The organism is Bacillus sp. FSL K6-1005 (assembly GCF_038000225.1).
In the GTDB taxonomy this organism is placed as follows: domain Bacteria; phylum Bacillota; class Bacilli; order Bacillales; family Bacillaceae; genus Bacillus; species Bacillus mojavensis.
The window spans coordinates 336,989-357,738 of sequence record NZ_JBBOBP010000001.1 but is presented as its reverse complement, the minus strand read 5'-3'; the positions used below and the strand labels follow the sequence as shown (position 1 = coordinate 357,738).

Below are 20,750 nucleotides of genomic sequence, written 5' to 3'. Positions count from 1 at the left end.
ATTAATCCCCCTAACGCTTACGCTTCTTGGCCTACAGTTTCGTCTTCAATGCCAAGTTCTTTTTTGATCCAGTCATAACCTTCTGCTTCAAGACGCTGTGCAAGCTCTGCACCGCCGGATTTCACAACGCGGCCTTGCATCATAACGTGAACAACATCAGGAGTGATGTAGTTTAACAGGCGCTGATAGTGAGTGATCATCAGGCAACCGAAGCTTTCGTTGCGCATTTTGTTGATCCCTTTTGATACAACTTTCAGAGCGTCAATATCAAGACCTGAGTCGATTTCATCAAGGATGGCGATTTTCGGTTCAATCATCATTAATTGAAGAATTTCGTTGCGTTTTTTCTCCCCGCCTGAGAAACCTTCGTTGAGGTAGCGCTGAGCCATTTCAGGGTCCATTTCTAAGAATTCCATGTTTTCGTCCATTTTGCGGATGAATTTCATAAGAGAAATTTCATCGCCTTCTTCTCTGCGCGCGTTGATCGCAGAACGAAGGAAGTCGGCATTTGTCACACCGCTGATTTCACTAGGGTACTGCATCGCAAGGAACAAACCTGCCTGCGCACGCTCGTCCACTTCCATCTCCAGTACATCTTTGCCGTCAAGCGTGATGCTGCCTTTTGTTACTTCATATTTAGGATGCCCCATAATGGCAGCTGACAAAGTTGATTTACCAGTACCGTTCGGTCCCATTACCGCGTGGAACTCTCCGCCTTTTATTTCAAGGTTTACACCTTTTAAGATCTCTTTCCCTTCGATTTCAACGTGAAGATCTTTGATCGTTAATGTTGAAGCAGCCATATCTATACCTCCAAAAATATATAATCATTATTCTCATTTTATTCTCATTCTAATTTTATAACAAATGAAAAGTAAATACAACTTTTTATCGTGCCTTGCACATTTCTCAAGTTTAACAAAGTTCAGCACTTTATTAAAGCAATTGAAAAAGAAAAAGAGTGGATTCCCACCCTTTTTTTAAAGACCGATTTTCTCATTAAGCTCAGCAGAATACCGCTTGCATTTTTTATATTCAAGCTCTCTCTGCCGCTCAACTTCCATTCTTGTATCCAGCCGGCGTCCGTATTCCTCGTATCCGATTCCATGAGACAGCTGCATCGCTTTTTCCATTTCTGACGTATAATCGAGGTCCAGTCTGTCCTGGCTGCTGCAAATAATGAATCAATCCCTTCATTTATTTACTGCTATTGTATCAGCTCCAAGACCGATGCTGCAAAATGGATATGGCTTGATATAACATCGGATGAGACGAAAGGACCCTTTGAGTTAAAATGAGAATCGTTTTTTGGAATATTCCTTCTTCTAATGCGTAGTGTTTCCAAATTCCTCTATGCACTGCTGGACAACTGTCACACCTTGGCTTAGAGCAGCTCCGCCTCCGAACGCCGCTGCCACACTGACTGCTTCGAGAATGTTTTCTTCTGTCGCTCCCTCATCAAGACAGCCTTTTGTGTGATAGATCATGCAATATTCATCCTGAGCATTGATGGCGATTCCGAGGGCGATCAGCTGTTTTTCTCTTTCAGTCAGAGAATTGCCGGCAAAGCATTGTTCAGTAAACTCGTTAAACTTTCTTCCCATTAGCGGCATCTTTTGTTCAAATGTGCCTAAACCTAATTTATACTGTTTTAGCGCGTCCTGCATGCTTCCTCTGTCTTGATTCAAAGAAAATCCCTCCATCTGTTTAACATTCCTTTTTATTATGAACAGCTTTTAGGAAAATACCCGAAAAAAACCCCGGATTTCTCATCCGGGGTTTCATTCTTATTCAGAGACTGGGAGAACAGCTCCGTCATATTTCTTCTCGATGAAGTCTTTAATCTTTTTAGAGTGAAGAACTTCCATCAGCGCTTTGATTTTTGCAGAATCCTCTTCGCCATCTCTCACTGCAATGATATTGGCGTATGGGTTATCTTTTGTTGATTCCACTTCAATCGCGTCTTTTTTAGGATTTAATTTATTTTGGATCGCGTAGTTCACATTGATGAAGGCCGCGTCTCCTTCTTTGTTTTCATATGCTTTTGCCGTTAATTCAGGCGCTACTTTTTTGAACTGAAGGTGTTTCGGGTTTTTCTTAATGTCTTTCAGTGTTGCATCGACTGTCTCCACTTTGGAGTCAAGTGTAATTAATCCTGCATTCTCAAGCATTGCAAGCATACGGCCTTGTTCAGCAACGTTATTTGTCAGGATAATTGTCGCACCGTCGGGAAGCTCTTTTAATGATTTATATTTTTTAGAATAAATACCGAATGGCTCTAAGTGAATCGCACCGGCATTCACAAGTTTATAATCTTTGTTTTCTTTCATTTCTTGCTCAAGGTAAGGAATGTGCTGGAAGAAGTTTGCATCCACTTCTTTATCAGCTAAGGCTTTGTTGTACATTTTGTAATCACTAAGCACTTTCACTTTCAGTGTGTAGCCTTTTTCTTTTAACAATGGTTCAGCTTCTTTTAAAATTTCTGCATGCGGTGTTTTTGTAGCTGCAACAACAATTTCTTTCTTGCCGGATTCAGCGTTATTAGAACCGCAGGCAGCCATAACTCCTGCAAATACAAGTAGTAATGCACCCAAAAATAGCTTTTTCAAAGTAAATCCTCCCTTATCGTTTATCTATTATATTTGTTATGACATCACCGATCATTTGAATAATGAAAACGATGATTAAAATAAATACAGTAGCAACGAAGGTAACATCAGTATTATTAGACTGATATCCTTCTACATATGCAAGGTTTCCAAGTCCTCCTGAACCGATGGCGCCCGCAATGGCTGTTGAGCCGATCAAAGCAATGGCCGTAACCGTGATCCCAGAAATAAGGGCCGGCATGGATTCCGGGAGCAGCACTTTGAAAATAATGGTTGATGTTTTGGCTCCCATTGATTTCGCAGCTTCGATGACGCCCTTATCCACCTCACGCAGCGCAATTTCAGCGAGCCGCGCGTAAAACGGGGCTGAGCCGATGACTAACGCCGGCAGTGCCGCGTTCGGCCCTAAGATGGTGCCGACTAAAAACTTCGTAAAACCTAGTAATAAAATAATTAAAATGAGGAACGGAATAGACCTGAATACATTGACAATAGCCGCAATTACAGTGTTGACTGCTTTGTTCTGCCAGAGGCTCCCTTTGCTTGTAAGAAAGAGCAGCAGGCCGAGGATCACCCCGATGACAAAGGCAAAAACCAAGGAGATCAGCGTCATATAAAGCGTTTCGTATGTCGCGTTCCATAATTCAGTTACATCAACGTTCGGGAAGTATTTTTCAAACATTCGTGATCACCTCTGCTTTCACCTGTTTGTCATTAATAAACCGGATCACGTTTTGCACTTCTTCCTCGTCACCGTCAATATGGATAAACAATGAACCGTATGCCCCGTCCTTCGTCTGCGAGATTTTCCCCTGCAGAATATTGACGCTGACATTGAAGTTTCTGATCATCTCTGTAATCAGAGGCTGTTCAGCTGAATCACCGACAAATGTGAGCTGAACCGTTGTTCCTGACGCTTTTTCGTCAAGAAGATGCTGAAGCGTTTCTTTTGTTTCTTCAGGCTCAGTCACCTGCTGAACAAACCGTTTTGTCATGTCTTCCTTTGGATTCTTGAAGACATCGAGAACTTCTCCTTCTTCAACAACCTTTCCGTTTTCCATAACGGCGACTCTGTTGCAGATTTTGCGGATGACGTGCATTTCGTGTGTGATCAGCACAATCGTCAAACCGAGTCTTTCATTAATATCGGACAAAAGATCCAAGATTGAATCGGTAGTTTGCGGATCTAAAGCTGATGTCGCTTCATCACAAAGGAGAACCTTCGGATTGTTTGCGAGCGCTCTGGCGATTCCGACCCTCTGCTTTTGTCCGCCGCTCAGCTGAGACGGGTAAGATTTCTCTTTTCCTTCTAAACCTACCAGTTTAATCAGTTCATTGGCACGCTTGATCCGCTCGCTTTTTTTCACACCGGCAATTTCTAAAGGAAACATGATGTTATCTCTGACAGTTCGCGACCAGAGCAAATTGAAGTGCTGGAAAATCATACTGATGTCATGGCGCGCTTTTCTTAAATTGCGTCCGTTTACTTCATTAATCTTCGTTCCCGCCACTTCCACGATTCCTGAGCTTGGTTTCTCAAGTCCGTTCAGCAGACGGATTAAGGAACTTTTACCAGCTCCGCTATATCCTATAATTCCAAAAATCTCACCTTTTTTAATGGAAAGCGAGACATTTTGGACAGCATTGACATCTCCATGTTTCGACTTATACACTTTTGAAACATCCTGAAGATTGATCAAAGCGATCACCTGCCTTAACACTATTCTAAGAAATCTTCCGGTTTTTTCTGCAAAAGAAAAGCCTTTCTGCACACTTGAGCAGAAAGGCTTATATAAAACGCCTTTCTCTCATCTTTCAAAGCTTAACGCTTCGTGTGAATTGGCACCATTTCAACAATGTTGATGGTTGCCGGGCTTCATAGGGCACTTCCCTCCACCTCTCTTGATAAGAGAAATATATAGTCTTTTTCGTCCGGAAATTCTTAATGTAGAATAGCATGGCGAATCATAAAATGTCAATAAAATAAATGATGTAAACTTTTACTATTATAATAATTTGCTATTTTTTAATTCTTTAGAATCCTCTGAAAAAAACCGTTTGTCAGCCAAAGAATGGCTTCCAGCTTTAACAGCGCTCTGAATGAACCCTTTACCTTTAGGCTTCCGCTCTGGATCAGGTGCTGAAGGGAAATGTCTCCATGCAAAAGATGAATGATTTCTGTTTGGTTTCCATAAAAGGTCAGGTTGGACGTTTGGGGCGGAGAAATTTTTGTCATTTCTCCCTGTTCGTTTATTGAGACGGTTAAGGCTTCTGTTTCTCCTTGGAAGGTAATAAGCAATGTCGAAGCGTTCAAAAGGGGTTTTAAAAACAGATGCTGTAAATCATCTTCTAAAACTTCCGCTTTCTCCATTTGTACAACCTCCTAGTTTGTTGGTCATACATACACATTTCTCTCTTCAGCGCAAGAACCCCTTTATAAAACGAACGACAAATTCATTGGAATGCGCCGAGAAAAATGTCATAAATGAGATGCAGAAGATGATTTTTGTTTGATCAGCTCATATAAATAAGAAACGGAATGAAACGCATACCCTCTTTCAATTACTTTTCCGTCCTTAAACAGCAGAAAACAAGGGACGCTTTCAATTTGATATGCTTTAGCAAACGCCGGAGAATAGTTGAGATTATTTTTATAGAAGGCGACAGACGGGAGCATGTCTTCGACGACCGTCAGCATTTTGCTTGCCAGCTGGCAGGTACCGCAAAACGGAGTATATAAATATAGGAGATACACATCATCAGTAATGTGTTCAAGCTCTTGCTCTTGGAGTTCTTTCACGTTATAACACCTCAGGTCTTTCTTTCAAGAAAATTCGTATGGACATTCAGATTCGCGCTCAGTAATACAGATGCTATATGGTGTCTGGGCGCCGCCTCCACTTCCTTATAGGCTCTGTCGATATATAAATGGTAGGCTTCATTAAATTCCCTTTTCAGCTGTTTTCTCAATTTCTCGCCTGATTCATCGGCATCAACCAAAATATAGACGTCCTTCTCGTAAAGCTCGTCTGCCAATTCTTCCAGCTTCAGCTGGCTGATTGTTCCGTTTGTGCAGATAATGCGCACTGGCTCATTCAGGACGCTTTCGATCTTTTCTTTATCTGATTTCCCTTCAACAATCATGACTTTTTCCAGTTCGTCCATGTTCATCTGCTTCACCTGCCGCGTCAAATTTGAAACGTTCAGATTGTAAAAGAAGGCAGTGAAATTCACCGCCAACATCAACACCAGCCGCTTTCGTAGTCACAATCAACATATTTCTGATCGTCTCCTGAAACCACGTCGGCTGTTTTATAAAATTTTTCATTTTCATAGGTAAAGCCGGACTTTAGCTCATATTCATTCATGCCTGTCATTTGGCCGATCATCTCATCTTCATGATATAACGAGAGCCGGCCATTTTGAAAGCGGCCTGTCACATCATTGGTGACATCGAGCTTTTGTTTGCTGAAAGCCATATTGGACACCTCCCATAGCGTTAGCGTATCCAATTGCCTGCTCAGCTATCCAGTTTTAGTCTTGTTGTGTCATCTCTTCGTATTGCTCTGCTGTCATTAGTTTTTCAATTTCAGACGCGTCAGACGGTTCAACGACGATCATCCATGCTTTTTCATACGGAGATTCGTTGACGAATTCCGGGCTGTCATCAAGATCCTCGTTTACTTCCACTACAGTTCCGTTAATCGGTGCGTAAAGCTCAGATACCGTTTTTACGGATTCAACACTTCCGAAAGGCTCGTCCGCTTTGATTTCAGCGCCGACTTCAGGAAGCTCAACAAACACGATGTCACCGAGCTCGGACTGGGCAAAATGGGTAATGCCGATTTTGGCTTTTTCTCCTTCAACTTTTACCCACTCGTGTTCTTCTGAGTAACGCAAATCTTTAGGTATGCTCAATTGAATCCCTCCATTTTTTACAGCACTATAATAAGAAGATACCACACTTTTCAAAAAAAATTTACATTATGACCAGTTTTCTTCAAATTGATCTTCTTTAAAGCCAACTGTCACTTTTTCGCCGTCTGTTGTGAGTGGGCGCTTAATCAGCATTCCGTCTGAAGCCAGCAGTTCAAGCTGTTCGTCCTCTGACATGTGATACAGCTTTTCCTTCAGATTCAGTTCACGGTATTTCATGCCGCTTGTGTTAAAAAATTTCTTTACATCCAGTCCGCTTTTTTCATAAAGCGATTTTAGCTCCTCTTTGCTTGGAGGCTGCTCTGCAATATGTATTTCGTTGATTTCTTTTCCATGCTCTTCAAGCCATTTTTTTGCTTTGCGGCACGTTCCGCATTTAGGGTACCAGTAAAAAGTTAACGACATCTTCTTCCCCCTCAATAAAATAATCGAGGTTATTTTAACACAGTTTGTTTTAAAAACCTAAAACAGTGCTTCATAAAAAAAGAGCTCCGGATGTGCGGAGCTCCTTGGGACTCAGACAATATATTTTTCAGCCTCGAACACACCCGCTGCCGCTTCACGTTTTTTCCGAATGACATTTTTAGGCGTCACGCGTGTCAGCTTGCGGAGGGCCGAGAGCATCATACGGAGAGAATCTCCTTCTTCCATTGCAAGTAAAGATTCTTTCGCATGGGCTTCAATTTCATTGAAGGCTTCTTGAACGAAAATTTCTGTGTACAGCAGCTTTTGCGCTGCTTTATCGCTTCCTTGCGCGGCAATCGCCTTTTCCGTTCTGAGCACCGCTGATTCCATTGCATATACATTACTGACAATATCAGCAACGTTTACGAGGATTTCTTGTTCCCGATCGATCGCTTTCCCGTATTTTTGCGCAGCTAGACCCGCGGCGAACAGGGCGATTTTTTTGGCTTGCTTGACGATATATTTCTCTTGCTCTAATACGCCAGTGCCGGGCTCCTCAGGCATGAGCATCATGAGTTCTTCTTGAAGCGCCTGTGCTTTTTCAAAAAGAGGCAGCTCTCCTTTCATTGCTTTCTTCAGGAAGGTGCTTGGCACGATTAACCGGTTAATTTCATTGGTTCCTTCGAAAATCCGGTTGATCCTGGAATCCCGATAGGCTCTTTCCACTTCATACTCCTGCATAAATCCGTAGCCGCCGTGAATTTGCACACCTTCATCAACAATATAATCAAGCGTTTCAGAGCCAAACACTTTGTTGAGAGAGCATTCAATGGCGTATTCGGCAATGGACTTTGCTATTTGCCTTCCATCCTTTTGGTCTTCAGCTGTGAACTGGCTCATATTGTCTTCAAACAGCCCGACGGTTCTGTACACGGAGCTTTCCATTGCGTACAGCCTTGATGCCATCGTCGCAATTTTTTCCTGTGTCAGCGAAAAGCCTGCGATCGGCGTTTTAAATTGGCGGCGCTGATTTGCGTAAGCGGCGGACAGCTCGATCACCCGTTTTGACGCGCCGATCGTTCCTACTGCCAGCTTGTAGCGGCCGATATTTAAAATATTAAAGGCGATAACATGCCCTTTGCCGATTTCTCCAAGAAGGTTTTCCTTCGGCACTTCAGCCTGATCTAAAATGAGGGTTCTCGTCGATGAACCTTTAATTCCCATTTTCTTTTCTTCAGGTCCGGTTGATACGCCAGGAAAATCTTTTTCTACAATAAAAGCAGAGAACTTTTCGCCATCCACTTTTGCGTAAACGACAAAGACATCGGCAAAGGCTGAGTTGGTAATCCACTGTTTCTCCCCGGTTAATACATAATGCGTTCCTGCTTCATTCAGCACCGCGGTCGTTTTTGCGCCTAACGCATCGGATCCGGAACCTGGCTCAGTCAGTGCGTACGCAGCTATCTTTTCCCCTGAAGCCAAATCAGGGAGATATTTTTTCTTTTGCTCTTCCGTTCCAAAGAAGACGATCGGCAAGGAACCGATACCGACATGCGCACCGTAAGAAAGTGAAAAGCTTCCCGCCCGCGAAAATTTTTCAGTGATCAGCGCCGAGCTGATTTTATCAAGGCCCAGCCCGCCGTATTCCTCAGGCACATCGGCACCGAGAAGGCCGAGTTCTCCCGCTTTCTTCAAAAGCCGGACAGAATGTTCAAATTGATGGTTCTCAATGTCATCTATATGCGGCAGAACGTCTTGTTCAATGTAATCCTCCGTTGTTTTCGCAATCATTTTATGCTCGTCGGTGAAATCCTCCGGTGTATACATCTGATCATATGTGACTTCCTCTATTAAGAAGCCGCCGCCTTTTTGTACTTCAGCCGTTTTTCTCGTCATTTGTTTTTCCCCCTTTAGCATAGTTCAAATACGCCGGCTGCTCCCATCCCGCCGCCGATACACATTGTGACGACTCCAAATTGCTCGTTTCTCCGTTTCATTTCGTGAATCAGTGAGAGTGTAAGCTTTGTGCCCGTACATCCAAGCGGGTGCCCGAGTGCGATAGCGCCTCCATTGACATTCACTTTCTCCTCATCAATCCCCAGCTCCCTGATGACTTGGATGGCTTGTGATGCAAACGCTTCGTTCAATTCGAACAGCCCAATGTCCTGCAGTTGAAGCCCGGCAAGCTTCAGTGCACGCGGAATGGCTTCGACGGGTCCGATGCCCATGACTTCCGGCGGCACCCCGCCAACGGCAAAGGAACGGAATTTGACAAGCGGCGTCAAACCAAGCGCATCCGCTTTTTCGCGATCCATCAGCATGACAGCCGCCGCCCCGTCACTAGTTTGCGAGGAATTTCCGGCAGTGACTGTTCCGTCAACGGAAAAGGCCGGGCGCAATGTGGCTAAAATATCTGCGGTCGTTTGCGGGCGTACACCTTCATCCTGAGAAAAAACAGTATGTTTTTCCTGAGGCTTATGGTTTTCGCCGATTTCTGTCACTCTGACTTCGACTGGGACAATTTCATCTTTAAATTTCCCCTCTGCAAGAGCTTTGGCAGCTTTCTGGTGACTGCGCACTGCAAAAGCATCCTGATCTTCACGGGAAACGCCGTATTTTTTCGCAACCTGTTCTGCTGTGTGTCCCATGCTCATGTAATACTCCGGCGCTTTTTCGGCCAATGTGAGGTTCGGACGGGTCACATGCCCCATCATCGGAACCTGTGACATGGATTCTGCTCCGCCTGCAATGGCTGTATCATAAGCGCCAAGCATTATTTTTTCTGCCGCATATGCGATGGACTGAAGACCTGAGGAACAGTAGCGGTTGACTGTAATCGCCGGCACCGTATATGGCAGACCCGCAAGCGCGCCGATATTTCTCGCCATATTGAGCCCCTGTTCCGCTTCAGGTGTCGCACAGCCTATAATTAAATCGTCAATATTGCCCTCGTAGCCGCCTGCTCGTTTCAGCGTTTCTTTCACGCAAATGGCTCCCAAATCATCCGGGCGAACGGTGGCCAATGATCCTTTTTTCGCTTTCCCAACCGGTGTTCTTGCTCCTGCCACAATGACTGCCTCTTTCATAAACTCCCTCCTAGTTCCGTAAAGGTTTGCCTTTCACCAGCATATGCTGCATTCTCGCCTGAGATTTCGCCTCGCCTGCCAGACTTAAAAACGCTTCTCTCTCAATTTCTAATAAATACTCTTCATCCACCTCTGTACCGAACGGCACTTTTCCGCCGGCAATCACAAAAGCGAGTTTTTTTGCAATTTTCATATCATGCTCAGATAGGTATCCGGACAGCCTCATTTGCTCTGCACCGAGCAGAAGCGCGGCATAGCCTGTTTCCCCCGCCACCTTGACCTTTTCTTTTACAGGCGGCCGCCAGCCGGTATCGTATAAAGAGGCGGCTAGCTGCTTTGCATCGTACAGGAGGTGATCCTGGTTAGTGCTGATACGGTCAGCCTCTTTTAAAATAATCAGTTCCCGTGCCTCTTGAGCGGAAGTTGACACCTTAGCCATTGCGATCGTTTCAAAAGTTTTTATGGCCGCATTCATCGGATCAAGACCGCGGCGAAGATGATTGATGTACAGTTCTTTATTGCCCCCTCCGCCAGGGATAAGGCCGACTCCTGATTCTACAAGTCCCATATAGGCTTCGCTTGCCGCTTGTATCCGTGCAGCAGGGAGACACACTTCCGTCCCTCCGCCGAGCGTCATGCCGAATGGAGCGGCAACAACAGGTTTCGTGCTGTATTTGATGTTCATCATTGTCTCTTGAAAACGCCGTATCACCAAATCAACTTCCATAAAGTTGTCATCCTGCACTTCCATTAAGATCATGGCAAGATTGGCGCCCACGCAGAAATTTTTTCCTTGATTGCCGATGACAAGCCCTTTGTAATTCCGCTCTGTTTCTTCCAATGCTTTGTTGATCATTTGAATGATGTCGAGCCCGATGGCATTGCTTTTCGAGTGAAATTCCAGAAGCGCTACATCGTCACCAAGATCAATCAAGCTCGCTCCGCTGTTTTTCGCAATGACGCCGTTTGTTTCTTTAACTGACTGTAAATGGATGCGTTTCTTGTTTTCTTTTACGGCCCTGTATTCGCCGCTTTCGTAATAAAGCACTGTTCCGTTTTCTCTGATGTAGAAGGTTTCATTCCCTTTGTCCAGCATATCTTTTATCCAGCCAGGAATCTCCGCTCCAAGCTGTTCAAGCTTTTCCGCCGACTGTCTGAGACCGATTGCATCCCAGATTTCGAATGGCCCCAGTTCCCAGCCGAATCCCCATTTCATGGCTTGGTCAATTGCATGAATATCGTCGGCGATTTCTCCGAGCAGCTGGGCTGAGTAAAGCAGTGTTTGCGACGTGATATTCCACAGCAGCCGGCCAGCCCTGTCTTCCGAATAAATAAGCGCTTTCATTTTGGCTTTTGTCCCTTTAGCCTGTTTTGCCGCTTCAAGAGCCGGCGTTTTCATCTTTGTCCGTTCTCCGTAAGTAAGCGTCATCGGGTCAAGCTCATAAATCGTTTTTCCTTCTTTTTTATAAAAGCCTTGACCGGATTTGCTTCCGATCCAGCCTTTTTGCAGCATGTCATTCATGAAGTCAGGCAGGTGAAATACTTCTTTTTCGTCTCCCTCTGCTTTGTCATACACGTTTCGGGCGACGTGGGCAAAAGTATCGAGGCCGACAACATCCAGCGTTCTGAAGGTTGCGCTTTTCGGTCTTCCGATCAGCGGGCCTGTGATGGAATCGACTTCTCCGACCTGATAGCCGCCTTTCAGCATTTCTTGAACCGTAATGAGAAGTCCGTACGTCCCGATTCGGTTTGCGATAAAATTTGGTGTGTCCTTAGCTGTGACCACACCTTTGCCGAGGACATTTTCACCGAAGGATGTCATAAACGCCAGGATGTCAGGATCAGTTTCTTTAATCGGAATGATCTCCAGCAGCTTTAAATATCGCGCCGGGTTAAAAAAATGCGTTCCGAGAAAATGAGCTTTAAAATCTTCAGACCTGCCTTCAGCCATCGCCTGCACTGAGATGCCGGACGTGTTGCTCGAGACGATGCTGCCCGATTTCCGATGCTCATCCACGAGAGAGAAAATCTTCTTTTTGACCTCAAGATTTTCGACAACGACCTCAATAATCCAATCAGCTTCCTTCAGCTTCTCGACATCATCTTCTAGATTGCCGGGAGTAATATAAGCGGTGTTTTGTGCTGACGTAAGAGGGGCGGGCTTTTGTTTCAGCAGCTTTTTCACCGCAGATCTGCTCAGCCTGCTGCGCACCTCCGGACTTTCCTTGGTCAGCCCCTTTTTCTCCTCTTCCTTCGTTAAATCGTTCGGCACAATATCAAGCAGCAGGACCGGAATTCCGATGTTAGCCAAATGCGCAGCAATACCGGAACCCATAACCCCCGATCCTAAAACGGCTGCTTTTTGAATGTGTTTGTGCATGAGACATCCCCCTTGAGCGTTGAATGAATAATCATTCATTTTTTGGTCAAAAAAAATGGAAACCCGTTTCTTCTTTCATCATAAAAGATTTTTGTTTCGACTTCAATAGCTAATTTGTTATTTTTTTGTATGAAGCAGATAGAAGACGGGAAACTTAAACCCGGAGGTGAAGGGAATGGTGAGAGAAAAAAAGAACCCGTCTTCAGCAGCAGTAAGCGCGGCGAGCGTAAAAGGAGATGCCGGTCCGACACAGCATTACGGCGGCGGAAAACGGACAAGCCAAAATCAGCAGTATAAGAAACATAACATGGAACAATAACAATGCAGCCCGCGTCCCGCGGCTGCTTTCACTTTTTGAAAATCCCTTTTAACACAAAAGCAGCATTAGCGGGTCTTTCGGCGATTCTTCTCATAAAGTAACTAAACCAATCGGTTCCATACGGGACATACACACGCATCTTGTACCCTTCCTTCACGAGTTCCTTCTGCCGCTCCGGCCTGATGCCATAAAGCATTTGAAACTCAAATTGGGACAACGGGATATCATGATCGGCAACGAGTTTCTTCGTAAACGCAATGATGTCATCATCGTGTGTAGCGACGGCAGTATAGTTCCCGCTCAGCAGATGCAGTTTAATTAAGCTCTGGAAGTGAAGATCTGTTCCTTTTTTATCAGGGAACGCAACAGCCGCAGATTCCTTGTAAGCGCCTTTGACGAGTCTGAGATTCGGCTTCAGATCACGCAGCTTACGGATATCTTCTGCCGCCCGGTAAAGATACGCCTGTATCACCGTACCCAGCATGTCAAATTCCTGCTTGCACTGCCTGTAGATGGCAAGTGTCTGTTCATAATGTGAGTAGTCCTCCATATCGATCGTCACAGCCACGCCATTTTCCTTCGCAGCAGATAAAATGTCACGCAAATGTGAAACCGCCAGCTCTTCTGAAATATCGAGCCCTAATGACGTCAGCTTAAGGGAAAGCTCGGAATCTAACCGGTGTTCGGCAATCGCTTGAATGGCCTTCTTGCATTCTGCCGCGACTCGACTTGCTTCTTTATGTGTAGCCGCATACTCGCCTAAATAATCAATGGTTGTGCACAAACCGGATTGATTCAGCTTTTTAATGGTCCGAACAGCCGATTCAATCGTGTCCCCCGCGACAAATCTCCGCGCCCCCAGCCGTGATCCGTATGCTTTGGCAAGTTTGGTGAGCGTTTTATTTTGAGATAAGAATAAAAACATATGTCTCAACATCCAATTCCTCCTGACGATACAGCCTTCTTCAAAACACCTGTATATAACTCCCATACTGAAGGAAACATAAAACGGATAGAACGCAAAGGAGGATTACAATGAACAATCAGCAGCAATCTCAAATGCCGCCCTCTGTCATTTCAACAAAGGATCATTTGTATCTGAATGACATGCTGAACTGGAATCTGCTCGCGATGAAAAAAGCGCATTTTATGGCGCAGCAGTGCCAGGATCAAACATTAAAACAAGAACTAGACCGCGTCGGACATATGCATCACGATCACTATCAAAGAATATTAAAGCACCTGCAGCCAGGCCAGCAGCAGTCCGGCTACATCCAATAAGGAGGCGCCAAAATGAATCAGCAAAATCAGAAAATCAGCAACCCGCAAACACCTGTGCCGACTACATCAGAAATGAATGACAGAGATTTCGTCAATGAGCTTTTGACAACAGAAAAATACATGACCACTGCGTATTGCACTGCTCTGCACGAGTTCAGCCATGAATCTCTCTATCAGGATATTCAAACCATTTTTGATGAGTCACAAAAAGCGCAAAGAAAACTGTATGATCTCATGTTCCAATATGGTTGGTATGCTGTTGAAGCAGAGGACGCCCAAAAGCTGCAGCAATCCTATCAAAAGTTCCAGCAGACCATTCAGCAGCAGTCTCCTTATCAGCAATAAAGTTTATCAATCAGATCAGCAAAAGGGTACGATGTGCTTTACTGGCATCTATCCTTTTTTTGTGTGTAAAATCAGTTGACTTTTTATTAACACTTATTTATATTTAATAAGCATTAACTATTTTAATGCATTAAATATAAACAATAGTTATATTAAAGAGGAGAAATGAAGATGAAGAGTGCGGATCAGTTAATGTCTGATATTCAATTATCGCTTCAGACGCTCTTTCAAAAGATACAGCCTGAAATGCTGGATAGCATGGAGAAACAGGGGGTTACCCCCGCGCAGCTGTTTGTGCTCGCGAGCTTAAAAAAGAATGGCAGCCTTAAAATTTCTGAAATTGCCGAACGGATGGAGGTCAAGCCAAGCGCGGTTACGTTAATGGCAGACCGCCTTGAACAAAAAAATCTGATCGTCAGAAAACACAATACACAAGACAGGCGAGTCATTAATATCAGCCTTACCGATGAAGGAGACAGAAAGTTCGAGGACGTTTTGGCGGGCAGAAAAGCCATAATGGCACGATACCTTTCCTACCTGACAGATGAAGAAATGATGCAGGCAGCACATATTACGAAAAAGCTGGCACAAGCTGCTGCCGAAACCAATGAAAAGTAAATTAGGAAAAGAGGAAATGGATGAAATGAGTAATGAAGGAAAACAATCAAAACGGACTTTATTAATAACCGGCTTAATCATTGCCATGTTTTTCTCAGCCCTTGACGGCACCATTGTCGGAACTGCCATGCCGAAAATCGTCGGAGATCTTGGCGGTCTAAGCATGATGACCTGGCTGACTACAGCGTATTTGTTAACATCAACAACGGTCGTGCCGATCGCCGGTAAATTAGCCGACTTATTGGGGCGCCGGATCGTTTATGTATCAGGTTTGCTTATTTTTATGGCTGCTTCAGCTCTGTGCGGAATGGCCAACAATATGACAGAATTAATTATTTTCCGCGGTTTGCAGGGAATTGGCGGAGGTATTATGATGCCGATGGCCATGATTGTCATTGGTGACTTATTTACAGGAAAACAGCGTGCCAAATTCCAAGGGGTCTTTGGTGCCATTTACGGACTTGCTTCTGTTATCGGTCCGCAAATCGGCGGCTGGATCGTTGATTCATTAAACTGGAAATGGGTTTTCTATATTAACCTTCCTGTTGGAATTATCGCCGTTATTTTTATTGCCAGAGGATTGCAGGGCCGTAAACAGACTGGTCCGATCAACTTTGATATCGCCGGTATTTTTACAATGATTGTCGGGGTTGTCAGCCTTCTTCTTGCCCTAAGCTTCGGCGGAAAAGATTACGCTTGGGGTTCATGGCAGATTCTCGGCTTGTTCGCTCTCGCATTGATTGGTATTGTGAGTTTTATTATTGTTGAGTCGAAAGCGAAAGAACCGATCCTTCCTATGTATCTATTTAAAAATAGAACATTTACGTTTTTGAACCTGATCGGCTTTTTTATGAGTATCGGAATGTTTGGCGCAATTACGTTTGTTCCTTTCTTTATGCAGGGAATTGTCGGTGTAAGCGCGTCTGAATCAGGGACGATTATGACACCAATGATGATCTCAATGATTATCACAAGCATTATCGGCGGCCAGCTTGTTTACAAAATAGGAATTAAACCGCAAATCATAACAGGCATGCTGATTATGGCTGGCGGATTCCTTCTGTTAACCACATTGGACCTAGATACGAGCAAACTTATCGCAACATCCTATATGGCCATTATTGGTCTTGGAATGGGTCTTGTTATGCCGATTCTGACGCTGGCTTTACAGGAAAGCTTTTCGAAAGAGGAGCTTGGGGTCGTCACCTCTTCCAGCCAATTCTTCCGTTCTATCGGGGGCACATTCGGTATTACCATGCTGGGCGCTATAATGAACGCCCGATCCGGAAGCTTGCTGACTGATAAACTGGTTCCATATTTAGACTCGCTTCCGGCACAGGCAAACGCCTTTGCTTCTCAATTAAAGGGCATGATTGACACAAATCCGCAAGGGCTGCTGCAATCACTGTTCAGCCCGGACGCAATCAAACAAATTCCTGCGGCTTTCTCATCCCATGTCGTGCCGATTTTAAAAACATCATTAATGGATTCACTCCACAGTGTTTTTTATGCAGGCCTCATCTTTATCGCAGTCGGAGCTGTATTTACCTTATTCTTAAGACCTATTAAGCTTTCGAATAAGAACACGGATGAACAAAAGGAAAAAGCTTCTCAAGCCGTTGAATCCCCTTCTCATTAATAGAGCAACCCGCGGACATAACCGCGGGGCTTTTTTATTCGATCATCTGAGCCCTTCCATCCCCAAAGGACCAATCTTCATCCTGATTTCCAGCCAGTATGATAAACACATCTTCTTTTCTTACACCGAGCTCCGAATGAATCCGGCTTGCCACAGAATGGTAAAACGATTTCTTCTGCTCTGTTGTTCTTGAATCTTTCAATGTAAAATGGATGTAAATCAGTTCATCTGTGCGCTCTACCTGTAAATAACACGGATCATAAAAAAATTCGCTTTTTTGGTATTGCCGGATCACTTGAAAGTAATCATCAGCCGGCACATTGATTTCTTCGATCATAGACTGGTGAATGGCACTGCTTAGTTTTTGAAGCCATTCTTTGCTTCTCCCCGCTCGTAAATGAATCTGTACAAATGGCATCTCTCAAGCCGCTCCTTTCTTTACATCGTCTGGCCGCTGTCAATCGTGATGATTTGTCCTGTCAGGGATTCCTGTTCAAGAACGGAACAAATCAGCTGTGCCACATCACCCGCTTCAGCAATTCGCTGCAACAGCAAAGTGCCGCTCATGTTTTTCATTTTTTCTTCACGTCCTGCCCACCATCTTGTCGCAACAGCTCCGGGTGCGACACCGCACACTCTGATTTCTGGCGCCAAAGCGTGTGCCAATGATTTTGTCAGGCCGTGCACCGCTGCTTTTGACACAGCGTATGGCATAGAAGAGCCCGCCCCGGTTGCCCCCGCGATACTGCCAATATTAACGATCGCCCCAGCCTTGCTTTTTTTCATGAAAGGAGCCGCTGCTCTCGCGCAAAAAAACATTCCTTTGACATTGACCGCATATATCTTATCCCATACGTCCTCTGTCGCGGCATCAAGATCATCCATTGGAATATGCTGTGTAATACTTGCATTGTTGATTAAAACGTCAATCGTGTCGTATTGCTTTCCTATTGATTGAACCATGTCCTGCACTTCACTGTTTTTGGACACATCGGCTTGGATAGCAACGGCCTGCCCGCCCTCTCTTTTGATGATGTCTGCTGTTTCCTCAGCCTCAGCACGAGAGCGTGAATAATTCACTGCAACAATCGCTCCCCGTTTCGCTAATTCAATGCATGCTGCTCTTCCGATTCCCGTGCCGCCCCCAGTGACGAGAGCTATTTTGTTCTTAAGATCCATTGCCGCCACTCCTTGTTGTTTGTATATATTTTGAAATCTAAACTGCTGGTTCTATTGTAATGCAGGTTTGGTGTTCCGTATAATGATTGTTAAAGATACTTGCTATCATTTAGATTGATAGCAAAAGAGCGGGGGATTCAACATGGAAAGCGGAGATCTACGTGTGTTTCAAATGGTAGCCCGTGAAGGCTCAATTACGAAAGCCGCACTGCAGCTTGGCTACGTGCAATCAAATGTGACGGCCAGAATTCAGCAATTGGAAGCTGAGCTCGGCACCACCCTTTTTTTGCGCCATAATCGAGGCATGACACTCTCTTCCAGCGGAAAGCTTCTGTTGGATTATACGAATAAAATTATCGGGCTGCTGGATGAGGCGTCCAAAGCGCTCTCTTCCTCAACTGAGCCGAGCGGACAGCTGATGATCGGTTCCACTCAGACAGCCGCCGCAGTCAGGCTTCCCAAACTGCTTGCTTCGTATTATGAAGAGTATCCAAACGTACAGCTGTCTTTAATAACAGGGCATACACAATTTTTAATTGATAAAGTTCTTCGGTATGAACTCGATGGCGCGTTTATCGGCTGTGAATGCAATCATCCTGAGCTCCAGTCCTTTCCCGCATTTGAGGAGGAGCCCGTAGTCGTGTCCGCTGCATCTGTGTCCTGTGCAGAAGAAGCGATCACAAAGCCGATTCTCGTTTACAGCACAGGCTGTTCGTACCGAGATACCCTTGAAAAATGGCTGCACTCTGCCGGCGTCACACAGCCGGTTATTATGGAGTTCGGCACACTTGAAGCGATTATAGGCGGGGTGACAGCGGGCCTTGGCATCTCCTTGCTCCCGCGGACTGTTGTACAAAAACACGAGTCTGAAGGTTCGATCCGATTGTACACGCTCCCTGAACCTCTCAGACAGATGAAAACGGAGTTTATTCTCCGTAAGGATTCGTTTATCAGCAGCGCGCTGCGCACCTTTATGGCTTCCTTCGCACCAAATGAAACCGCAACATAACAAAAAGCAGTCTGCCGATTATGAGCGGCAGACTGCTTTTTTAGCCTATTCTTTGTTTCGGTGCTCTTCATTTAACTGTTTGATATGCTGTATGATGTCTTTAATGCCCTGCTTTGCGTCAGGATATGTCGTATTCCAATGCTTGGCGAGCGGAGGCATGCTTTTGGCGATATGCGTGTACACAATCCACTGCTTCACTTCTTCTTTTAATTCACGATTTGACTCCCCAAGGAGAAGCTCGGTATATTTTTCAAGCAATCCATCCAGCTGTTCTTGCAGTTTTTGTTCCATTCATACATCTTCCTTTCGAGAAAACAGCAAGGAGCTTTCTCATTGATGAAAGCTCCTTTAGCCGTGTTATTTATCCATGTGATGTGAAAGCCGCTTCCCGGACAATGCATCTGCCCCGGCCATGAGGAATGCAAAGAGGCGTTCCGAACAGCGGGTCCTGTGTGACCTGACAGTTCATAGAAAACACATTTTGCACAAGATCACAAGTAATGACCTCTTCTGGACGGCCTTCAGCGTAAATCTGCTTATCTTTAATAGCCACAAGGTGATGTGCGTAGCGGCACGCTAAATTCAAATCATGGAGCACCATGACGATCGTCCGCTGTTCCTTCTCATTCAGCTCAAACAGCAAATCAAGAATTTCAATTTGATGCGTCATATCCAAATACGTTGTCGGTTCATCCAGAAGGATAATATCCGTTTCCTGGGCAAGCGTCATCGCTATCCAAGCCCGCTGGCGCTGCCCGCCTGATAAGGAATCGACGGCGCGGTCAGCCATATCCTCCAGCTTTGTGGCTTTTAGCGCTCTCTCTACAGCTGCCTCATCCTCTTTTGACCACTGTTTCAGCCAGTTTTGATAAGGATACCTTCCCTGCTTTACAAGCTGATGCACCGTCAGTCCCTCCGGAGCAGAAGGCCCCTGCGGCAGGATGGCAAGCTCCTTTGCGACTTCCTTTGTCGGAAGCTTGGCGATCGCTCTTCCTTCCAATAGCACTGAACCGCCTCTCGGCTTCATCAGCCGCGCCAATGAACGTAAAAGTGTCGATTTTCCGCAGCCATTGCTGCCGATAAATACGGTAATTTCACCTTTTGGAATCGTTAAATTCAGTTCATCAATAATAACGGCATCCCCGTACCCTAAGCTCAGCGTTTCTGTAGAAATTGCACTCATACCCATAACCGCTCCTTTTTGCTGGCTTTTTAGCAGCACTATGTATTGCACGTTTTATATAGACATGCATGTAAGTAAATTGTCATCAATGCAAGTGATACAATATTCAGTCTCTGATATGGTCATATATCCATCATTGTAGCAGAAAACAGTGACTTTGAAAATCATTTTCAATTAGTTTTCTGGTCAAAAATGGCGGTTATGGGTTTTTCAGCACATGATTATTTTTTAATTTCTCTGACAGTTCCGTTCTTAAGCTTCACTTTTAAGTCAAAATGATCATAGTGGCTGTCAAGGTTAAAAGCCGCCAGCACACTGTGAATCACTTCTTTCTCAGCCATTTGATCTGTCACGGACAGCTCGCTTAGAATCATTTTCATCTCATCCAGCGCTTCTTCTCCCTCTTGATTGATGCCAGAGAGCTTATCTTGTATTTCTGCCGTTTCATGAGTTCCGTTTTTTTCGTATATTCCTTCATAGCGGTTATGCTCACCGTCACCGTAGCTGACGCGAAGCGAAAAATTGCTGTAAGGAACGGATTTCATATGAGTAACTGCCGTATTTTCTCCTTCTGCTAGCTGCTGTTCTTCATTGAGACGGCAGCCCGCAATCAGAACAACTGCGAGACAAACGGCCCCGGCCGCTCTGATCAAATGCATAATGGTTCCCCCCTGTAGAATTCCATTTCTTTTAGGTATGTCCAAGGAATGGAATCCTCATTCAGAGAAGAGAACAGAAAAAGCCGGGCTTCAGCGCCCGGC

Annotated in this window: 26 protein-coding genes, 1 pseudogene and 1 riboswitch; of the genes and pseudogenes, 6 read left to right on the top strand and 21 right to left on the bottom strand. The window is 44.9% G+C overall.

All coding sequences use genetic code 11. The features are described 5' to 3' along the window. Positions 1–17: 17 nt before the first annotated feature. From sufC to NST16_RS01680, 15 genes are all read right to left on the bottom strand, one after another. Positions 18–803 carry a Fe-S cluster assembly ATPase SufC gene (sufC, locus tag NST16_RS01750; protein ID WP_168748694.1) on the bottom strand — a complete coding sequence of 262 codons (786 nt, stop codon included), beginning with the start codon at positions 801–803 and terminating at the stop codon, positions 18–20. Between the two features lie 177 nt (positions 804–980). Beyond that, the gene (locus tag NST16_RS01745) at positions 981–1,133 is read right to left on the bottom strand and encodes a hypothetical protein (protein WP_010331789.1); all 153 of its coding nucleotides are present in this window, start codon (positions 1,131–1,133) and stop codon (positions 981–983) included. A 192-nt stretch (positions 1,134–1,325) separates the two neighbouring features. Further along, the gene (locus NST16_RS01740) at positions 1,326–1,703 is read right to left on the bottom strand and encodes a carboxymuconolactone decarboxylase family protein (protein WP_003222796.1); all 378 of its coding nucleotides are present in this window, start codon (positions 1,701–1,703) and stop codon (positions 1,326–1,328) included. A gap of 84 nt (positions 1,704–1,787) precedes the next feature. Further along, entirely contained in the window at positions 1,788–2,609 is an 822-nt protein-coding gene (metQ, locus tag NST16_RS01735) for a methionine ABC transporter substrate-binding lipoprotein MetQ (RefSeq protein WP_010331791.1), read from the bottom strand. 13 nt (positions 2,610–2,622) lie between these two features. Further along, positions 2,623–3,291: a methionine ABC transporter permease MetP gene (metP, locus tag NST16_RS01730; RefSeq protein WP_010331792.1), complete on the bottom strand. Its 669-nt coding sequence runs from the start codon at positions 3,289–3,291 to the stop codon at positions 2,623–2,625. Next, a complete protein-coding gene (gene metN / locus NST16_RS01725) occupies positions 3,284–4,309 on the bottom strand; it encodes a methionine ABC transporter ATP-binding protein MetN (protein ID WP_168748695.1) in 1,026 nt (341 codons plus the stop codon). Before metN ends, metP begins: the two co-directional genes overlap by 8 nt. Before the next feature lie 105 nt (positions 4,310–4,414). After that, positions 4,415–4,521, bottom strand: a riboswitch (SAM riboswitch). A gap of 114 nt (positions 4,522–4,635) precedes the next feature. Further along, positions 4,636–4,980, bottom strand: coding sequence for an SCP2 sterol-binding domain-containing protein (locus tag NST16_RS01720; RefSeq protein WP_010331795.1), 345 nt, complete (start codon positions 4,978–4,980; stop codon positions 4,636–4,638). Between the two features lie 108 nt (positions 4,981–5,088). Further along, the gene (locus NST16_RS01715; RefSeq protein WP_168748696.1) at positions 5,089–5,409 is read right to left on the bottom strand and encodes a thioredoxin family protein; all 321 of its coding nucleotides are present in this window, start codon (positions 5,407–5,409) and stop codon (positions 5,089–5,091) included. 11 nt (positions 5,410–5,420) lie between these two features. After that, a complete protein-coding gene (locus NST16_RS01710; RefSeq protein ID WP_010331797.1) occupies positions 5,421–5,774 on the bottom strand; it encodes a toprim domain-containing protein in 354 nt (117 codons plus the stop codon). Positions 5,775–5,851: 77 nt separating this feature from the next. Next, positions 5,852–6,088, bottom strand: coding sequence for a YusG family protein (locus tag NST16_RS01705; RefSeq protein WP_010331799.1), 237 nt, complete (start codon positions 6,086–6,088; stop codon positions 5,852–5,854). A 55-nt stretch (positions 6,089–6,143) separates the two neighbouring features. Further along, entirely contained in the window at positions 6,144–6,527 is a 384-nt protein-coding gene (gene gcvH / locus NST16_RS01700) for a glycine cleavage system protein GcvH (protein ID WP_010331800.1), read from the bottom strand. Positions 6,528–6,593: 66 nt separating this feature from the next. Next, positions 6,594–6,950: an arsenate reductase family protein gene (locus tag NST16_RS01695; protein ID WP_101864083.1), complete on the bottom strand. Its 357-nt coding sequence runs from the start codon at positions 6,948–6,950 to the stop codon at positions 6,594–6,596. Positions 6,951–7,061: 111 nt separating this feature from the next. Next, positions 7,062–8,846: an acyl-CoA dehydrogenase FadE gene (gene fadE / locus NST16_RS01690; RefSeq protein WP_268504676.1), complete on the bottom strand. Its 1,785-nt coding sequence runs from the start codon at positions 8,844–8,846 to the stop codon at positions 7,062–7,064. Between the two features lie 14 nt (positions 8,847–8,860). Then, positions 8,861–10,036 (bottom strand): acetyl-CoA C-acetyltransferase, encoded by a 1,176-nt coding sequence (locus tag NST16_RS01685; RefSeq protein ID WP_340883682.1) that lies wholly within the window; start codon positions 10,034–10,036, stop codon positions 8,861–8,863. Positions 10,037–10,046: 10 nt separating this feature from the next. Continuing rightward, positions 10,047–12,416 (bottom strand): 3-hydroxyacyl-CoA dehydrogenase/enoyl-CoA hydratase family protein, encoded by a 2,370-nt coding sequence (locus NST16_RS01680; protein WP_340883678.1) that lies wholly within the window; start codon positions 12,414–12,416, stop codon positions 10,047–10,049. Between the two features lie 175 nt (positions 12,417–12,591). Between NST16_RS01680 and NST16_RS01675 the strand changes: the two genes are divergently transcribed. Continuing rightward, on the top strand, positions 12,592–12,735 hold the full coding sequence (locus NST16_RS01675; RefSeq protein WP_010331806.1) for a YuzL family protein: 144 nt from the start codon (positions 12,592–12,594) through the stop codon (positions 12,733–12,735). A gap of 28 nt (positions 12,736–12,763) precedes the next feature. On the opposite strand, the gene NST16_RS01670 is transcribed toward NST16_RS01675, so the two are convergent. Further along, on the bottom strand, positions 12,764–13,672 hold the full coding sequence (locus NST16_RS01670) for a proline dehydrogenase (RefSeq protein ID WP_340883676.1): 909 nt from the start codon (positions 13,670–13,672) through the stop codon (positions 12,764–12,766). A 98-nt stretch (positions 13,673–13,770) separates the two neighbouring features. On the opposite strand from NST16_RS01670, the gene NST16_RS01665 reads away from it, so the two are divergent. The 4 genes from NST16_RS01665 to mdtP all read left to right on the top strand — a co-directional run bounded on the left by NST16_RS01665 (position 13,771) and on the right by mdtP (position 16,618). Further along, on the top strand, positions 13,771–14,016 hold the full coding sequence (locus NST16_RS01665; protein ID WP_010331808.1) for a hypothetical protein: 246 nt from the start codon (positions 13,771–13,773) through the stop codon (positions 14,014–14,016). Between the two features lie 12 nt (positions 14,017–14,028). Further along, the gene (locus NST16_RS01660; RefSeq protein ID WP_010331809.1) at positions 14,029–14,361 is read left to right on the top strand and encodes a spore coat protein; all 333 of its coding nucleotides are present in this window, start codon (positions 14,029–14,031) and stop codon (positions 14,359–14,361) included. A 171-nt stretch (positions 14,362–14,532) separates the two neighbouring features. Beyond that, positions 14,533–14,979, top strand: a complete 447-nt coding sequence (locus NST16_RS01655) for a MarR family transcriptional regulator (protein WP_010331810.1) — start codon at positions 14,533–14,535, stop codon at positions 14,977–14,979. 16 nt (positions 14,980–14,995) lie between these two features. Beyond that, positions 14,996–16,618: a multidrug efflux MFS transporter MdtP gene (gene mdtP / locus NST16_RS01650; RefSeq protein WP_326196850.1), complete on the top strand. Its 1,623-nt coding sequence runs from the start codon at positions 14,996–14,998 to the stop codon at positions 16,616–16,618. A 34-nt stretch (positions 16,619–16,652) separates the two neighbouring features. On the opposite strand, the gene NST16_RS01645 is transcribed toward mdtP, so the two are convergent. After that, positions 16,653–17,036, bottom strand: a complete 384-nt coding sequence (locus tag NST16_RS01645) for a tautomerase family protein (RefSeq protein ID WP_326196760.1) — start codon at positions 17,034–17,036, stop codon at positions 16,653–16,655. 20 nt (positions 17,037–17,056) lie between these two features. Further along, positions 17,057–17,797, bottom strand: a complete 741-nt coding sequence (locus tag NST16_RS01640; protein WP_340883669.1) for an SDR family NAD(P)-dependent oxidoreductase — start codon at positions 17,795–17,797, stop codon at positions 17,057–17,059. 142 nt (positions 17,798–17,939) lie between these two features. On the opposite strand from NST16_RS01640, the gene NST16_RS01635 reads away from it, so the two are divergent. Beyond that, the gene (locus NST16_RS01635) at positions 17,940–18,806 is read left to right on the top strand and encodes a LysR family transcriptional regulator (RefSeq protein WP_010331815.1); all 867 of its coding nucleotides are present in this window, start codon (positions 17,940–17,942) and stop codon (positions 18,804–18,806) included. Between the two features lie 45 nt (positions 18,807–18,851). Here the strand turns inward: NST16_RS01635 and NST16_RS01630 are convergent. The 3 genes and pseudogenes from NST16_RS01630 to NST16_RS01620 all read right to left on the bottom strand — a co-directional run bounded on the left by NST16_RS01630 (position 18,852) and on the right by NST16_RS01620 (position 20,648). Continuing rightward, positions 18,852–19,140, bottom strand: a pseudogene (locus NST16_RS01630) (YusU family protein). Between the two features lie 27 nt (positions 19,141–19,167). Next, on the bottom strand, positions 19,168–19,995 hold the full coding sequence (locus tag NST16_RS01625) for an ABC transporter ATP-binding protein (protein ID WP_081638363.1): 828 nt from the start codon (positions 19,993–19,995) through the stop codon (positions 19,168–19,170). 215 nt (positions 19,996–20,210) lie between these two features. Further along, positions 20,211–20,648: a YusW family protein gene (locus tag NST16_RS01620; RefSeq protein ID WP_010331818.1), complete on the bottom strand. Its 438-nt coding sequence runs from the start codon at positions 20,646–20,648 to the stop codon at positions 20,211–20,213. Between the last annotated feature and the right edge of the window lie 102 nt (positions 20,649–20,750).

Excerpts from the sequence above, each read along its gene's own strand:
- sufC (WP_168748694.1), bottom strand. The coding sequence starts at position 803 with ATGGCTGCTTCAACATTAACGATCAAAGATCTTCACGTTGAAATCGAA.
- NST16_RS01745 (WP_010331789.1), bottom strand. The coding sequence starts at position 1,133 with ATGGAAAAAGCGATGCAGCTGTCTCATGGAATCGGATACGAGGAATAC.
- NST16_RS01740 (WP_003222796.1), bottom strand. The coding sequence starts at position 1,703 with ATGGAGGGATTTTCTTTGAATCAAGACAGAGGAAGCATGCAGGACGCG.
- metP (WP_010331792.1), bottom strand. The coding sequence starts at position 3,291 with ATGTTTGAAAAATACTTCCCGAACGTTGATGTAACTGAATTATGGAAC.
- NST16_RS01720 (WP_010331795.1), bottom strand. The coding sequence starts at position 4,980 with ATGGAGAAAGCGGAAGTTTTAGAAGATGATTTACAGCATCTGTTTTTA.
- NST16_RS01710 (WP_010331797.1), bottom strand. The coding sequence starts at position 5,774 with ATGGACGAACTGGAAAAAGTCATGATTGTTGAAGGGAAATCAGATAAA.
- NST16_RS01705 (WP_010331799.1), bottom strand. The coding sequence starts at position 6,088 with ATGGCTTTCAGCAAACAAAAGCTCGATGTCACCAATGATGTGACAGGC.
- NST16_RS01695 (WP_101864083.1), bottom strand. The coding sequence starts at position 6,950 with ATGTCGTTAACTTTTTACTGGTACCCTAAATGCGGAACGTGCCGCAAA.
- fadE (WP_268504676.1), bottom strand. The coding sequence starts at position 8,846 with ATGACGAGAAAAACGGCTGAAGTACAAAAAGGCGGCGGCTTCTTAATA.
- NST16_RS01685 (WP_340883682.1), bottom strand. The coding sequence starts at position 10,036 with ATGAAAGAGGCAGTCATTGTGGCAGGAGCAAGAACACCGGTTGGGAAA.
- NST16_RS01680 (WP_340883678.1), bottom strand. The coding sequence starts at position 12,416 with ATGCACAAACACATTCAAAAAGCAGCCGTTTTAGGATCGGGGGTTATG.
- NST16_RS01675 (WP_010331806.1), top strand. The coding sequence starts at position 12,592 with ATGGTGAGAGAAAAAAAGAACCCGTCTTCAGCAGCAGTAAGCGCGGCG.
- NST16_RS01670 (WP_340883676.1), bottom strand. The coding sequence starts at position 13,672 with ATGTTGAGACATATGTTTTTATTCTTATCTCAAAATAAAACGCTCACC.
- NST16_RS01665 (WP_010331808.1), top strand. The coding sequence starts at position 13,771 with ATGAACAATCAGCAGCAATCTCAAATGCCGCCCTCTGTCATTTCAACA.
- NST16_RS01660 (WP_010331809.1), top strand. The coding sequence starts at position 14,029 with ATGAATCAGCAAAATCAGAAAATCAGCAACCCGCAAACACCTGTGCCG.
- NST16_RS01655 (WP_010331810.1), top strand. The coding sequence starts at position 14,533 with ATGAAGAGTGCGGATCAGTTAATGTCTGATATTCAATTATCGCTTCAG.
- mdtP (WP_326196850.1), top strand. The coding sequence starts at position 14,996 with ATGGATGAAATGAGTAATGAAGGAAAACAATCAAAACGGACTTTATTA.
- NST16_RS01645 (WP_326196760.1), bottom strand. The coding sequence starts at position 17,036 with ATGCCATTTGTACAGATTCATTTACGAGCGGGGAGAAGCAAAGAATGG.
- NST16_RS01640 (WP_340883669.1), bottom strand. The coding sequence starts at position 17,797 with ATGGATCTTAAGAACAAAATAGCTCTCGTCACTGGGGGCGGCACGGGA.
- NST16_RS01635 (WP_010331815.1), top strand. The coding sequence starts at position 17,940 with ATGGAAAGCGGAGATCTACGTGTGTTTCAAATGGTAGCCCGTGAAGGC.
- NST16_RS01625 (WP_081638363.1), bottom strand. The coding sequence starts at position 19,995 with ATGGGTATGAGTGCAATTTCTACAGAAACGCTGAGCTTAGGGTACGGG.
- NST16_RS01620 (WP_010331818.1), bottom strand. The coding sequence starts at position 20,648 with ATGCATTTGATCAGAGCGGCCGGGGCCGTTTGTCTCGCAGTTGTTCTG.